The sequence below is a fragment of the Haloferax denitrificans ATCC 35960 genome, from assembly GCF_000337795.1.
In the GTDB taxonomy this organism is placed as follows: Archaea; Halobacteriota; Halobacteria; order Halobacteriales; family Haloferacaceae; genus Haloferax; species Haloferax denitrificans.
In genome coordinates this window covers 25,700-38,408 of sequence record NZ_AOLP01000010.1, presented here as the reverse complement: position 1 = coordinate 38,408, position 12,709 = coordinate 25,700, and the positions used below count along the sequence as shown (strand labels likewise).

Annotated in this window: 14 protein-coding genes; 4 read left to right on the top strand and 10 right to left on the bottom strand. The window is 68.8% G+C overall.

All coding sequences use genetic code 11. The features are described 5' to 3' along the window. Positions 1-129 precede the first annotated feature (129 nt). Together purS and purQ are read left to right on the top strand one after the other, a co-directional pair. Positions 130-381: a phosphoribosylformylglycinamidine synthase subunit PurS gene (purS, locus tag C438_RS09655; protein WP_004969187.1), complete on the top strand. Its 252-nt coding sequence runs from the start codon at positions 130-132 to the stop codon at positions 379-381. Between the two features lies 1 nt (position 382). Further along, on the top strand, positions 383-1,057 hold the full coding sequence (gene purQ, locus C438_RS09650; RefSeq protein WP_004969186.1) for a phosphoribosylformylglycinamidine synthase I: 675 nt from the start codon (positions 383-385) through the stop codon (positions 1,055-1,057). Positions 1,058-1,569: 512 nt separating this feature from the next. On the opposite strand, the gene C438_RS09645 is transcribed toward purQ, so the two are convergent. Continuing rightward, positions 1,570-2,652, bottom strand: coding sequence for an archaeosine biosynthesis radical SAM protein RaSEA (locus C438_RS09645; RefSeq protein ID WP_004969184.1), 1,083 nt, complete (start codon positions 2,650-2,652; stop codon positions 1,570-1,572). 88 nt (positions 2,653-2,740) lie between these two features. Next, positions 2,741-3,589, bottom strand: coding sequence for a DICT sensory domain-containing protein (locus tag C438_RS09640; protein ID WP_004969183.1), 849 nt, complete (start codon positions 3,587-3,589; stop codon positions 2,741-2,743). 132 nt (positions 3,590-3,721) lie between these two features. On the opposite strand from C438_RS09640, the gene C438_RS09635 reads away from it, so the two are divergent. Next, positions 3,722-4,801 (top strand): hypothetical protein, encoded by a 1,080-nt coding sequence (locus C438_RS09635; RefSeq protein WP_004969182.1) that lies wholly within the window; start codon positions 3,722-3,724, stop codon positions 4,799-4,801. A 126-nt stretch (positions 4,802-4,927) separates the two neighbouring features. Continuing rightward, complete coding sequence (locus tag C438_RS09630) at positions 4,928-6,859, top strand: aldehyde ferredoxin oxidoreductase family protein (RefSeq protein WP_004969181.1); 1,932 nt, start codon at positions 4,928-4,930, stop codon at positions 6,857-6,859. A 57-nt stretch (positions 6,860-6,916) separates the two neighbouring features. On the opposite strand, the gene C438_RS09625 is transcribed toward C438_RS09630, so the two are convergent. The 8 genes from C438_RS09625 to C438_RS09590 form a co-directional block, all read right to left on the bottom strand. Then, on the bottom strand, positions 6,917-7,636 hold the full coding sequence (locus C438_RS09625) for a hypothetical protein (protein WP_004969180.1): 720 nt from the start codon (positions 7,634-7,636) through the stop codon (positions 6,917-6,919). 57 nt (positions 7,637-7,693) lie between these two features. Beyond that, complete coding sequence (locus tag C438_RS09620; protein ID WP_004969179.1) at positions 7,694-8,032, bottom strand: AzlD domain-containing protein; 339 nt, start codon at positions 8,030-8,032, stop codon at positions 7,694-7,696. Further along, positions 8,033-8,728, bottom strand: a complete 696-nt coding sequence (locus tag C438_RS09615) for an AzlC family ABC transporter permease (RefSeq protein ID WP_004969178.1) — start codon at positions 8,726-8,728, stop codon at positions 8,033-8,035. Between the two features lie 66 nt (positions 8,729-8,794). After that, entirely contained in the window at positions 8,795-9,235 is a 441-nt protein-coding gene (locus tag C438_RS09610; RefSeq protein WP_004969177.1) for a hypothetical protein, read from the bottom strand. Further along, positions 9,232-9,489 carry a hypothetical protein gene (locus C438_RS09605; RefSeq protein WP_004969176.1) on the bottom strand — a complete coding sequence of 86 codons (258 nt, stop codon included), beginning with the start codon at positions 9,487-9,489 and terminating at the stop codon, positions 9,232-9,234. The genes C438_RS09610 and C438_RS09605 overlap by 4 nt, the downstream gene beginning before the upstream one ends. 1 nt (position 9,490) lies before the next feature. Continuing rightward, complete coding sequence (gene samp3, locus C438_RS09600) at positions 9,491-9,769, bottom strand: ubiquitin-like modifier protein SAMP3 (RefSeq protein WP_004969175.1); 279 nt, start codon at positions 9,767-9,769, stop codon at positions 9,491-9,493. Between the two features lie 275 nt (positions 9,770-10,044). Then, complete coding sequence (locus tag C438_RS09595; RefSeq protein ID WP_275039876.1) at positions 10,045-10,344, bottom strand: HalOD1 output domain-containing protein; 300 nt, start codon at positions 10,342-10,344, stop codon at positions 10,045-10,047. A 376-nt stretch (positions 10,345-10,720) separates the two neighbouring features. Beyond that, entirely contained in the window at positions 10,721-12,682 is a 1,962-nt protein-coding gene (locus C438_RS09590; protein WP_004969172.1) for an archaea-specific SMC-related protein, read from the bottom strand. Between the last annotated feature and the right edge of the window lie 27 nt (positions 12,683-12,709).

Below are 12,709 nucleotides of genomic sequence, written 5' to 3'. Positions count from 1 at the left end.
GGCTCCGACGACGGCGATGTGGCGCGGTCTCCGCCGGCTTCGTCGCCGACCGGCGCACCGATACGCACATCTGTGCATATCAAACACGACCCAAAACCGTTTTTGCACATGACCGCGCATCGCCACCTGATGACCACCTACACCGCGACGGTGACGGTGCGCCTCAAGCGCGGCGTGCTCGACCCGGAGGCGGAGACGACGAAGCGCGCGCTGGAACGACTCGGCTTCGAGCTCGACGCGCTCCGCTTCACCGAACGCTACGAAGTCGACCTCGACGCGGCCGACGCCGACGAGGCCGAGGCCCGCGCCGACGAAATGGCAGAACGCTTGCTGGCGAACCCGACCATCCACGACTACGAGGTCGCGGTCGCCGAGGCCTGAGATGATCGCAGTCGTGCAGTTCGGCGGCTCGAACTGCGACCGCGACGCCGTGCGCGCGCTGTCGGACCTCGGCTTCGAGGCCGAGCGCGTCTGGCACGAAGACCCCCTGCCCGAGGAGACGACGGGCATCGTCCTCCCCGGCGGCTTCTCGTACGGCGACTACCTGCGCGGCGGCGCGATGGCCGCCCGCTCGCCCATCATGAAATCGGTCCGCGAGGCGGCCGAAGACGGCGTTCCCGTCCTCGGCGTCTGCAACGGCGCACAGATCGGCTGTGAGTCCGGGCTCACCCCCGGCGCGTTCACGACGAACGCGAGCGCCCGCTTCCAGTGCGAACACGTCTACCTCCGCGTCGAGAACGCCGACACGCGCTGGACCGCGGCGTACGAGGAAGGCGAGGTCATCGAACTCCCCATCGCCCACGGCGAGGGTCGCTTCGAACTCGACGCCGAACGCTACGAGGAACTCGAAGCCGACGACCGGATTCTGTTCCGCTACTGCGACGCAGAGGGCAACGTCACCGACGAGGCGAACCCCAACGGCTCGCTCGGGAACGTCGCGGGCGTCCTCGGCGACAGCGAGTCCGTCGCGGTGCTGATGCCGCACCCCGAGCGGGCGTCACTCCCGCAACTCGGCAACACCGACGGTCGGGGCGTGCTGGCGGGCTTCGAGGGATAGGGGTTATAAAAAAGACCGTCCGCCGCGGTGGCGGGCGGTACGGGGCCGGTTGGCGAACGTGGCGGCGTACACGATGAGCGATGTTGGAGTGTCGAGGTTTCCGGCCCGCGTACCGCGTGCTATGGGGCGAGACCGCAGGGAGCGTCCGTGGCGATCCACGCCTCGGCGTTCTCCTCTTCGCGTATCTCGAACCACCCATCCGCGTAGTAGACGGTCTTGTACGTGTGTTTCGTCATGATGGCGGGCGGTTCGGATGGACACGTCCGAACCACCGAATATGACAACGACTCACACCCTCTTTGATACGAATGTCCTATCCAACCGTTAGGAGCCTGTTACTTTCGGATAGCACCCCCTAACGCGGCCGAATGAGAGAAAACGTGGCGTGATAGTGGACGAACGGTCGGAGATGCGGACGGGCGACGCCGCGGTTCCGGTTCCGGTTCAGCGCGAGCGTGCGCCCGCGCGAAGGCGACATCGGCGGTGACGCGCAGTCGCGCGCCTCGGCGCGCTTACTTCACGAGCGGCATGTTGTAGCTCGTCTCGTTGTCGAGGACGAACTCCCACGTCGCCTCGCAGTCGCAGGACACCTGCTCGAAGACGCTCGGGTCCTGCCGGAGGTTGAAGTCCTTGACCGCCTTGAACACGAGTTCGTCGCAGTCGCCGCAGTTGTGCGCGCCGCGCTCTTGGCCGCCGCCGACGGGGTCGGAGACGACGATGGCGTCCACGTCGGCGGTCTCGCGGAGCGCCTCTGCGACCGACCAGAGCCACGGCGGGCGGTAGCCGCCGTTGAAAAACAGCTCGTCGACCATCGTGTAGCGCTGGACGTTCGTCGGGTTCATCGAGACGGTGTGGCAGTTGTCGACCGCCGCGCACCGGCGGATGGAGGACTTCATGTCGTCGAGCGCCTCGGGCTCCGAGAGGAACGGCGGCTTCATCAGGAGGTACGCCTTGACGCCGCCGCCGGCCGCGGCGGCCTCCTCGCAGGCGTCCTCGAAGTCCGCGAAGTCGAAGTACTTGTTCACGCAGTCGTGGCGGACGCGGTCGGTGGCGGTTTCGAGGCCGACTGCCACGTCGGTTTCGAGGCCGCGGTCGGTGAAGTCGGCGAGCTTCTCGCGCGTGACGAAGTCCGGGAGCGACTCGACGACCATGCGGTCGCGGTCGGCGAACGTCTCGGCGATGGCGTCGCGGGTCTCGGCGGGCACCTCGCGCTCGTCGAGGAACGAGCCGGAGGTGTAAATCTTGATGAGACCGGCTTTCTCGCCGTCGTCCATCTCCTCGGCCTCGTGGTCGAGACAGACCTGAATCTGGTCCATCAGCGCCTCGTGGGCGACGGTACCGCCCTCGACGGACTCGGCGACGTAGCCGCACATCGTACAGCCGCCGGCGCGCGCCCACCGACAGCCGCCGGTGTTGAGGATAATCGTCAGCGAGTCGTAGACGCCGTCGGGCGTGTTGTCCTCGTCTATCCACACCCGGGTCGGCTCGTGGGGGTCGTAGGTCTTCTGCTTCCGCGAACGGATGTCGCGCATCACCTTGTTGTGCGCGTCCATCCCGCGTCCCCGCTCGTAGACCTCGGGGCTCGGCTTACTCATTGGATACCCGTATCGGACGGGTGCGTAAAGCGGCTTCGTCTGGGTTCGACGGCCGGCGGGCACCGACCGACCGGGCCTGTCCGGTCGCTCACATGTTCCGCGAGATGTAGCGGTCGATGTCGGAAACGAGCGACGGTTGGAACGTCCAGTAGCCCTCCCAGCGCTTCGGTTCGGTCTCCAAGGCGAGGAGGGCGACGGGCTGGCCCGGCGTCGCGCCGTCGATACCCCGCCCGTCGCCCGGGGCCGCCTCGTCGGTCCCACCGTCCGACTCGACCGCTTCGCCCGGACCGCCCTCCGGCGGCGTGTAGACGACGAACCACGAGTCGTAGAACTCGTCCGTGTAGCCGCCGTGGGTCAGGAGGTCGGAGTTCGACGGCGGCGTCCAGTCCGGAATCCCGTAGACGTGGGTCTGCACGTCGGTCGACGCGACCTTCTGGTAGACCGCCCGCGTCCCGCGCTCGTCTTTGATTCGGGAGAGCCGCTGGAACGACGACCGGAGCCTGCCGTCGCCGGCGCGCCACGCGTGGCGCTCGATGTACCGCGAAATCGCCACGAGGAGCAGTTTCTCCTTGTCGGACTCGGGATAGCCGCGGAGGGAGAACGGCACGTCGTCGAGCCGCGTGAGCACCGACGGAAGCTCGAACTCGTCGAGTTTCGTCTGCCCCGTCTTGTAGAGGTCGGAGTTCACGAGGAGGACGGTGTTCATCACGTCCTCCAGCGACGAGGTCGCGACGACCTCCCGCCCCTCGGCCGTCCCCTCGGAGAGCACGACCACGTCGTCGCCGCGGGCGTCGTCCGACAGCTCGTCGACGTCGACCGGCTGGTCGGCGAACGTGGTTTCGAGCATCCGCTGGACGGGGTCGGGTGCCGAGCGATTGACCACCGAGAGCGACCGACTCGTGGTGCCAATCGCGTCGAGGAAGCTGTCGAGTCCCATCTGTTCGTGAACACGACTGACGGCCGACGAAATAGCTGTTTTGGAGGTCGGAGCCGCGACGGCGGAGCGCCGCGGTCGCGAGGGGCGGCCGCCGCGACAGACGTTCATATGCGTCGCGCCCGTAGGTGCGGTATGGAGCGCCGCACGCTCCTCTCGCTTCTCGCGGGCGGCGTCGCCGGACTCGCCGGGTGCGGGACGCCGGACGGGGAGACGGAGACGCCGACGCCCGAGGAGGGGACCGACGCGCCGACCGCGACGCCGACGACCGAAGCGCGCGTAGAGCGGTCGCTGACGCTCTGGAACCCGACGCCGGACCCGGTGTTCGCGACCGTCGTCGGCGTCCGCGGCGGCCGCGACGCGTTCTTCGAGAACCGCGACCTCGTGCCCGGCGAGCGCGCCGCGCTGTCGGTTTCGGTGCCGACCGGGGAGACGGCGGTGCTCGTCGAGACGGACAGCGGCCTGCGGGCACGCTCGACGTGGACCGTCGACGCGGCGTTCGAGGGGCTGGAAGTCGTCCTCGGCCGGGACGCCGCGGCGTTCTGGCGGACCGTCTCGTGCGACGCGCGGGGGGAGTGTTCGCTCGCGGCGGCGACCCCCGACGACGGGCCGAGAATCGACCTCCCGCTCGTCGGCGACGGCTCAGCCCGGTGGTACGCGCCAGCGGGCGTCGTCGTGGAGAACCCCGGTCCCGAGACGACCGCGCGGCTCCGCATCGACCTCGGCGACACGGCGCTCGTGGACCGGACGTACCGCGTCCCCACGGGAGCGCGGCTGTCGGTGCCGGTGACGTACCGAAGCGGGAGCTACCGCGTCGCCGTCGAGACGGCCGAGCGGCGCGTCGAGACGGCGTGGCCGGTCCCCGACCAGCCGACGAAGTACGTCGACGTGTCGAGCGGGACGACCGGTTGCGGCCCGGCGAACACGACGCTCACGGTCGCCAACCGCGACGACGAGCCGCACCGGCTCTCGCTCCGGGTCGACGCCGCGGGCGGCGGCGAGTCGTTCGCCCGCACGCTCGCGCTCGACCCCGGCGAGGTCCGCGAGCTCGTCCCCGTGACGACCTCGGGAGGTCACGCCGTCTCGGCGAGCCTCGAAACCGGCGCGGCAACCTCGGGAACGTGGTGGTCCTGTCCGCCGCGCGGCCCCGCGAGCGTCGTCGTCGACGCCACCGGAACCGTCGCGTTGCGGGCGGCCGGCCCGCAACCGGGATGAGTCGCACGGATTGCCGCAATCCCGAGACAGTCCGGCGTCGGTTCGCGTCGGCGTAACTACTATCAGTTACTTGAAGGTGGGAATCACTAACCCGCCAGCGACCGTATATAACTAACGAGGATTACAATGACTGAACTCGGTGGTTATCACGACAAGGTCGCTCGGGTGGACCTGTCGTCAGGCGACATCGCGTACGAGGGAATCGACGACGAGGACGCAAAGAAGTACATCGGGGCCCGCGGCCTCGGCGTGAAGTACGTCTTCGACCAGGGACCGGACGTGGACCCGCTGGGGCCGGACAACCTCCTCGCGTTCATGACCGGCCCGCTCACCGGCACGCAGACCGTGATGAGCGGTCGAATCGCGGTCGTGACGAAATCCCCGCTCACGGGGACCGTCACTGACTCGCACCACGGCGGCTGGAGCGGCGCGCGGCTCAAGTGGTCCGGCTTCGACGGCCTGCTGTTCACGGGGAAGGCCGAGCGGCCGAGCTACGCCGTCGTCGAGGACGGCGAACTGACGCTCCACGACGCCGAACACCTCTGGGGCAAGGGCGTCCACGAGACCATCGAGGAGCTCGAAGGCGAGGTCGACGGAAGCCTCGGCAAGAACCTCTCGATAATGGCCATCGGCCCCGGCGGCGAGAACGAGGTCAGATACGGCTGTATCATCAACGAGGACGACCGCGCGTCCGGCCGCGGCGGCACGGGGGCGGTCATGGGGTCGAAGAACCTCAAGGCGGTCGTCGTGAAGTCCGGCACGCGGATGCCGAAGCCCGCCGACGCCGACACGTTCAAACAGGGCTACCAGCAGGCGATGCAACTCATCCGCGAGTCCGAGGTCACCGCGCCCAACGAGGGCGGCCTGTCGCTGTACGGGACGAACGTCCTGATGAACGCGGGCGAGGAGCTCGACGGCCTCCCGACGAAAAACGGGAAGTACACCTCGACGTCGGCGATGCGAGACGCCGAGGGCGTCGACATCGACTCCGAGCGCGTCTCCGGCGAGAACGTCCGCGAGAACATCCTCGTCGACGAGCCGACGTGTCACTCCTGCCCGGTCGCCTGTAAGAAGGAAGTCGAGGTGTCGGTGATGCACAAAGGCGAGGAGCTGAACGTCCGCGGCGAGTCCTACGAGTACGAGTCCGCCTACGCGCTGGGCCCGAACTCCGGACACACCGAGCGCGACGAAATCGCCGTCATGATCGACCGCTGTAACGACATGGGCGTCGACACCATCGAGATGGGCAACATGATGGCGATGGCCATGGAGATGTCCGAACAGGGCAAGCTCGACGACCTGAGCGAACAGCTCGACTGGGGCGACACCGAGCGCATGATCGACCTCATCACCGAGGTTGCGAACCGCGACGGCGACCTCGCCGACGCCCTCGCCGAGGGCGCAAACCGCGTCGCCGAGCGCTTCGACGCCTACGACAACTCGCTGGCCGTCAAGGGCCAGACCATCGCGGCGTACGACCCGCGCTGTATGAAGGGCATGGGCATCGGCTACGCCACCTCCAACCGCGGCGCGTGTCACCTCCGCGGCTACACGCCGTCCGCCGAGATTCTCGGCATCCCGGAGAAACACGACCCCCACGAGTGGCGCGGGAAGGGCGAACTCGTGGCGCTGTTCCAGGACATGCACGCCATCTCGGACTCGTTCGACATCTGCAAGTTCAACGCGTTCGCGGAGGGCATCGAAGAGTACGTCCTGCAGTACAACGGCATGACCGGCCGCGACGTGACCGAAGAGGAACTGCTCGAAACCGGCGACCGCATCTACACGTTAGAGCGGTACTACAACAACCTCGCCGGCTTCGACGGCGCCGACGACTCGCTTCCGGGACGCTTCGTCGAGGGCGACGAGGCGATGCCGGGACAGGGCGCGTCCGAGGGTCAGCTGTGCGAACTCGACGAGATGAAAGAGGAGTACTACGCCCGCCGCCAGTGGGTCGACGGCGTCGTCCCCGACGAGCGTCTCGCCGAGCTCGAAATCGACATCGGCCCCGGTACGGGCGTCTCCCGCGGCGACTCGCCCGCGCCCGCCGACGACTGAGCCGACGGCTGGACCGACCACCCGGCCCCACCCGGCCGCGGTCGATACTCACCCGAATCACGCCTTTTTCGACCGATTGCGAACCGCGGAGACGAGTCTATCGACGAGCGACGCCACCGCCCCGCCGAGGCCGCCGAAGACGACGCCGAACAGGAGTCCGGTGAACGCGCCCCAAAGCGGGAGGCCGACCGAGTCCCCGTCGAGGTCGGTCGGGTGGAACCCGGTCGAACCGACGCGGACGAACCCCTCCGCGTTCGGGGGTACGTCGCCGAGGCCGACGCGGGCGACGACCGCGGCGACGGCGACGGCGGCGGCGAAGCCGAAGGCGACGGACGACCCCGTGGCGAACCCCTCGGCGGGGCGTCGCGACCACGCCGTGAGGCGCGCCGTGACGAACCCGGCGAGAAAGAGGCAGGCGGGCGGGAGCGCGCCCAGCCAGTACCACGGGTCGGCGGGGCCGTCGAGTCCGTCGACGAGGTTCCGGAGGACGACCGCGCGGCCGGGACCGGTCGTCTCGACGAGGCGGACGGGCAGGCCCATCGCGCCGCCGAACGTCCAGACGGGCACGAACGGGGCCGACACGGACTTGCCGCCGGTCATCTCGGTCGCGGCGTCGAGCGTGGAAAACGAGCCGTCGGTGGCGAGGGCGAGCCAGCCGGCGACCGCGAGCGTGCCGGCGACGAACGCGGCGACGCCGGCGGCGAACCCGGTCGGCAGGAGGGCGCGACCCTCGTCGTCGCGGGGGAACGAGTAGAGGCGCGGAGGTGGGGAGGGCATGCGTGCGGTCGTGGTCGCCGCCGACCCGAATAGCTTGGGGGCGTGGGGGCCGTCCGGTCAGACGACGAACCGGAGGACCCAGAGCGCGCCCATGCCGACGAGGATGGTAGCGAGGACGCGTTCGGTGTACCACGCGGCGAGCGCGGCCAGCGCGCCGGCGACGAGTTTCTCGTTGCCGACGGAGACCGCGAGGTCGCCGGCGGGCGCGAGGAGCGGCGGGAAGACGAGCGCCGCGAACACGGCCGCGGGGACGTACTCGAGCGCCGACTCGACCGCCGGCGGCACGTCGTCGATGCGGCCGAACAGGTAGATGAACGAGCCGCGGATGGCGAACGTGAGGACGCCCGCGAGGGCGATGACGAGCCAGACGGTCGCCGAGTCGTAGCCGGTCGGCATTCAGGCGTCGCCTCCGAGCGATTCGACCGCGAGGCCGGCGAGGACGCCGACGACGGCCGCGACGATGATGTCGAGGTGGAACGGGACGCCCGCGACGACGACGCCGGTGGCGACGAGGCCGCCGACCAGACACGACGCGCCGGAGGCGCGGTCTTTCAGCGTGGGGACGAGCAGGGCGAGAAAGACCAGCGGCGCGGCGAAGTCGAAGCCCAGCTCCGGCGGGAGCCCGGAGCCGAGGAGCGCGCCGGCGACGGTCGTCACCTGCCAGACGAGCCACAGCGACGCGCCCGCGCCGAAGTAGTACGCGAAGCGGTCGGTCTCGCCGTCGCGGCCGTAGCGGGCGATGGACACCGCGTAGGCTTGGTCGGTCAGGAGGTACGACGCGAGCGCCTTCGACCGGGCGGTCAGGTCGCGGAAGTAGGGCGCGATGGACGCCGAGTACATCATCGTCCGGAGGTTGATGACGACGGCCGTGCCGACGACGATGGCAAGCGGCGCGTCCGCGCCGAGGAGTTCTATCATGGCGAGTTGCGACGCGCCGGCGAAGACGAGACTGGAGAAGCCGAGGGCGTGCGCGACCGACAGCCCCTGTTCGACGGCCGCGACGCCGGCGACGAGGCCGAACGGCGCGATGCCGAGTTGGAGCGGCCCCGCGGCCCGGACGCCGTCGAGGAGGTCGGAAGAAACGGTTGGCATCTGTCGGTAGCACGGCGTCGCCCCCGAAATAGGCGTCTATCGTCGGGCGGGTTGCCGGCTTTTGCCCTACCGACTGACGACGGCGACCTCGCGGATTTCGAGCGCCGTCTCGAACTCGTCGCGGCGGTCGGCGTCCGCGCCGACCCGTCGGAGGTGTTCGGCGTGCGCCCGGCGGACGGCGTCGACCTCGCGGTGCGAGAAGTCGAGGTCGAGTCCCTTCGTGTCCCAGTGGCCCAGCGGGACGAGAAACACCGCCGTCTCGTCGTCCTCGTGGACGCACTCGAACCCCTGTGCGTACTCGCCGGCCCGCCCGTCGAGGTACGCCTGCGCCCGGTCGAGCAACCGCGGCAGGTTGCTGGCGGGAACGCTCGCCTTCGCGGCCGCGAGCATGATGGCCGTGCCGTCGATGGCACCGCCGTGGGGCCCGCCGTCGTCGCCGTCCGGCGCGAGGCGCTCGCTGAGTCGTTCGCGCCCCGGTCGCCGGTCGCCGTCTGCCCCCACGGTCATCCCCCCGCGCGCATCGCCTTCTGCGCGAACCGCTCGACGAGGTCGTCGAGCGTCGCCTCGTCGCCCTCGAACGACAGTTGCACCTCGGTGAGTTGGATACTGCTCGTTATCGTGACCTCCTCGGTCTCGATGTCGACGGTCCAGTCGGGACCGACCACGCGGCCGTCGCCGTCGGCCTCGCCGCCGAGCCCTTCGAGGTACTGAATCGCGAGGCGGGGCGAGATGCCGCGGAACGCCCGCTGTCGGCGCGCCACGTCAGCCCCCCGCGACCGGCGGGAAGACGCTCACGGCGTCCCCGTCGTCGAGCGTCGTGGCCATCCCGTCGAGGTGAACCACCTCGCGCCCGTTTCTCAGCACGTTCACGTGCGGTTTGACCTCGCCGTCTTCGATGAGTCGCCCGGCGAGGCCGTCGTACTCCGCTTCCAGCGACCGGAGGACGTCGCCGACCGTCGCGTCGTCGTCGACCCGCCAGGAGATGGACTTCTGGCCGACCACCTCTCGAAACGTCGCAAAGAAGCGTAATTCGAGTTCCATACCCCTTGTCGGCGTCCCCGAGACAAAAAGGTACGTCGCGGCGGGGGCGCGGAGGAGTCCGACCCCCGTTATCGGGGACAGTAATTCAAATAAACCGCAAATATACCGTCTGAACGTTCTCAACCAATTAAGTCGATGGAGCGTCCAGACAGTCCGTTCGACCGAGCCTCCCAATCGGTTTTCGGTACCGATTCGCGCAGGTCGGAACGGCGAGGTCGAGCGGTCCGTCCGCGACGGTCGACCCGCCCCGACGTCGCGCCGAGCGACTCGGCGGGTTACCGGCCCGCGTCGCGGACTTCGATGCGGCCGACGGACTCGACGGTGACGACGAGGTCGGCGTAGGCGAATTCCAGCGATGCACCCGATACGCGCGGCGCTCCGGGCGTGTCGCGGCCGAATAGGGCGTCGAGGGCGTCGGTGTCGACGTGCTCTGTGAGCGGCGGCAGGTCCGCGTCGCGGCGGGTGTGTTTGTCCACGGCCGCGGCGACCGCTTCAGAGACGGGCTGGGTGCGCTCGCAGTCGTACCAGACCCGTGTCGGTTCGAACTCGTCTCGGAGCTGTGTGTCAGATGTGATGATGGCTTCGTCCCCCCGATATCGTCCGTTCGATATGTCGTCCTAATCTGTTATATTTCTTGCGTACTATCGGTATGTGCCCTTGATAGTGCTAGAATAATGCAATACTACCGTGGTTGAGATGGGCCGTGAAACGCCCGCTGGGGCGACGCACCGGGCTGTCGGAGTGAGGCGGCAGTCGAACAGTCCAAACGACAGACAGGAGAGTGAGACCCCGAACGTCCGACGGAGCCGAGCGAGAGTCAGCCGGAACGAACACAACGAAGACACGAGAAGGCGACTGTCGTCGCGAAGTGACGCGGACAGGTCGGTGCAGGTCGGTTCAGGTCGGTGCAGGTCGGTTCAGGTCGGTGCAGGTCAGGGTAGGCCGGGGCGGTCAGGCGGTCGGCGTCACGTCGGTTCCCCACGTGACGCGCCGGTACGACGCGTCGAGGGCCTGGGCGTCCTCCGGGAGGAGCGCCGCGACGAGGAACGTCGAGTACTGCTCGAAGTGGTCGACCAGCGCGGCGATGCGCTCGGCGTCGATGGCCTCGACCGAGTCGAGGAGCATGAACGGGACGGTCTCGTACACCTCGTGGACGAGGTAGCCCGCGAGGGCGAACACGAGGCCGACGACCTCGCGCTCGCTCTCGCTGAGGTGGTCGATGGAGTCCTCGTACACCGCGCCGGAGTCCGACGCGCGGACGATGTGGAGCTCGAACTGGGTCTTGTCGACCTTGCGACGGCCCTCGCGGACCCGGCGTTCGACCCGCTCCAGCCAGACGCGCTCGATGTTGTCGTAGCCGAGGAGACCGAGCACCGTCTCCATCTCCTCGTTGAACGACTCGACCGCCGCGGTCGTGAGCGAGCGGATTCGGGTCCGCGCGGCTTCGAGTTCTTCTTCGACCTGCGCGCGTTCGGTTTCGAGTTCCTCGCGCTCGTCGAACCGGGCGTCGAGCGCGTCGAGGTCGTCGTGAACGGACGCGAGTTCGTCGCGCTTCCGGTCGAGCGCGAACTCGGCCTCGTTGAGCTCCTTGTGGAGTTCGATGAGGTCGCCTTCGGCCTGTCCGCGGAGGTCCGACGCGTCGGCTTCGAGCGCTTCGACCCGCTCGGCGATCGCCTCGCGCCGCTCGGTCAGCGACGCTATCTGCCCGGTGCGGCGGTCGAGTTCGTCTTCGAGTCGCCGGAGTTTGTCGCGGAGGCTCCGGCGGTCGCGTTCGGCCCGTTCGGCGGCCCGCATCGACCGTTCGAGCTCGTCGAGTTCGCGGCGGAGCTCGGCGCGCTCCTCGCGTTTCTCGTCTCTGACCTCGCGGAGGCGGTCGGTCGTCTCCCGAATCTGGTCGCGGCCGACCTCGGTGCCGCAGGTCCAGCAGGTGGTCGTCTCCGACGAGACGAGTCGGTCGGTCACCGAGCCGTCGCCGCCGACCGCCCCCAGCGAGTCCTCGACGAGGTCGGCCTTGCCGTCGAGCACGTCCTCCGTGTACTGGACGACGGTCTGAAGCTCCGAAATCGTCGAGTTGAGCGACTCGATGCGCGACCGAATCGAGTCGATGCGGTCGCTCGCCTCGCCGGGGTCGACGGCCTCGTCGTCGAACGAATCGAGCTCAGACTGGAGTTCGCCGCGCTCCTCGCGGAGCGATTCGACGCTCTCGCGCTCGCTCTGCAGGCGGAAGCGGACGGTTTCGAGGTCCGACCGCGCCGACTGGAGGTCGGACAGCACCTCGTCTAACGCCGCCTGATTCTCGCGTTGGGACTCGACCGTCCGGTCTTCGGCCTCGATTTCTGCGTCGAGTTCGTCGCGCTCGGCTTCGAGCTCCTCGATTTCGGCTTCGAGGGCGTCGCGTTTGGATTCGAGCGACCGCCGGTCGGCTTCGAGCGAGTCGAGCGAGTCGAGTCGGCGCTCGACCTGCGTGCGTCGGCTCTGCAGGCGCTCGATTTCGGCCTCGATGGCGTCGGTGTCGACCGGGGCCATGATGACGTCGTGGAGGTCGCGCTCCGCGACGACCGCCCGCCGCGCCTCGTTCGAGCCGAGGAGGAACGCAAAGCGGTCCGCGGTCGTCGTGTCTCGGAGGTACGGCGTCCCGTCGGTCGAGACCGTCCCGTTCTCGCGCGAGAGGATGCGGGTGTACGTCCGGCCGTCGAGTTCGAGTTCGACCATCCCCTCGTCGGCGTCGCCCTTGAGACTGACCGCGTCGCTCCCGCACGCCCCCATGAGCGCGCGCAAGAAGGACGTTCGGTTCGTCGCGTTGCGGCCGGTGAGCACGGTGACGCCGGGGTCGAGCCTGACGCTCCGCTCGTCGATGCCGCCGATGTTTCGTATGTGGACAGTCGCCGCCTGAAGTGCCTCTGAATCGTTCATGTGTCGGATGTGGATGTGTGAGAGCGC

Bases quoted from the DNA above. Each gene is read 5' to 3' on its own strand.
- C438_RS09620 (WP_004969179.1), bottom strand. From the start codon at position 8,032: ATGCCGACCGGCTACGACTCGGCGACCGTCTGGCTCGTCATCGCCCTC.
- C438_RS09615 (WP_004969178.1), bottom strand. From the start codon at position 8,728: ATGCCAACCGTTTCTTCCGACCTCCTCGACGGCGTCCGGGCCGCGGGG.
- samp3 (WP_004969175.1), bottom strand. From the start codon at position 9,769: ATGGAACTCGAATTACGCTTCTTTGCGACGTTTCGAGAGGTGGTCGGC.
- C438_RS09610 (WP_004969177.1), bottom strand. From the start codon at position 9,235: ATGACCGTGGGGGCAGACGGCGACCGGCGACCGGGGCGCGAACGACTC.
- C438_RS09645 (WP_004969184.1), bottom strand. From the start codon at position 2,652: ATGAGTAAGCCGAGCCCCGAGGTCTACGAGCGGGGACGCGGGATGGAC.
- C438_RS09590 (WP_004969172.1), bottom strand. From the start codon at position 12,682: ATGAACGATTCAGAGGCACTTCAGGCGGCGACTGTCCACATACGAAAC.
- purQ (WP_004969186.1), top strand. From the start codon at position 383: ATGATCGCAGTCGTGCAGTTCGGCGGCTCGAACTGCGACCGCGACGCC.
- C438_RS09625 (WP_004969180.1), bottom strand. From the start codon at position 7,636: ATGCCCTCCCCACCTCCGCGCCTCTACTCGTTCCCCCGCGACGACGAG.
- C438_RS09630 (WP_004969181.1), top strand. From the start codon at position 4,928: ATGACTGAACTCGGTGGTTATCACGACAAGGTCGCTCGGGTGGACCTG.
- C438_RS09640 (WP_004969183.1), bottom strand. From the start codon at position 3,589: ATGGGACTCGACAGCTTCCTCGACGCGATTGGCACCACGAGTCGGTCG.
- C438_RS09635 (WP_004969182.1), top strand. From the start codon at position 3,722: ATGGAGCGCCGCACGCTCCTCTCGCTTCTCGCGGGCGGCGTCGCCGGA.
- purS (WP_004969187.1), top strand. From the start codon at position 130: ATGACCACCTACACCGCGACGGTGACGGTGCGCCTCAAGCGCGGCGTG.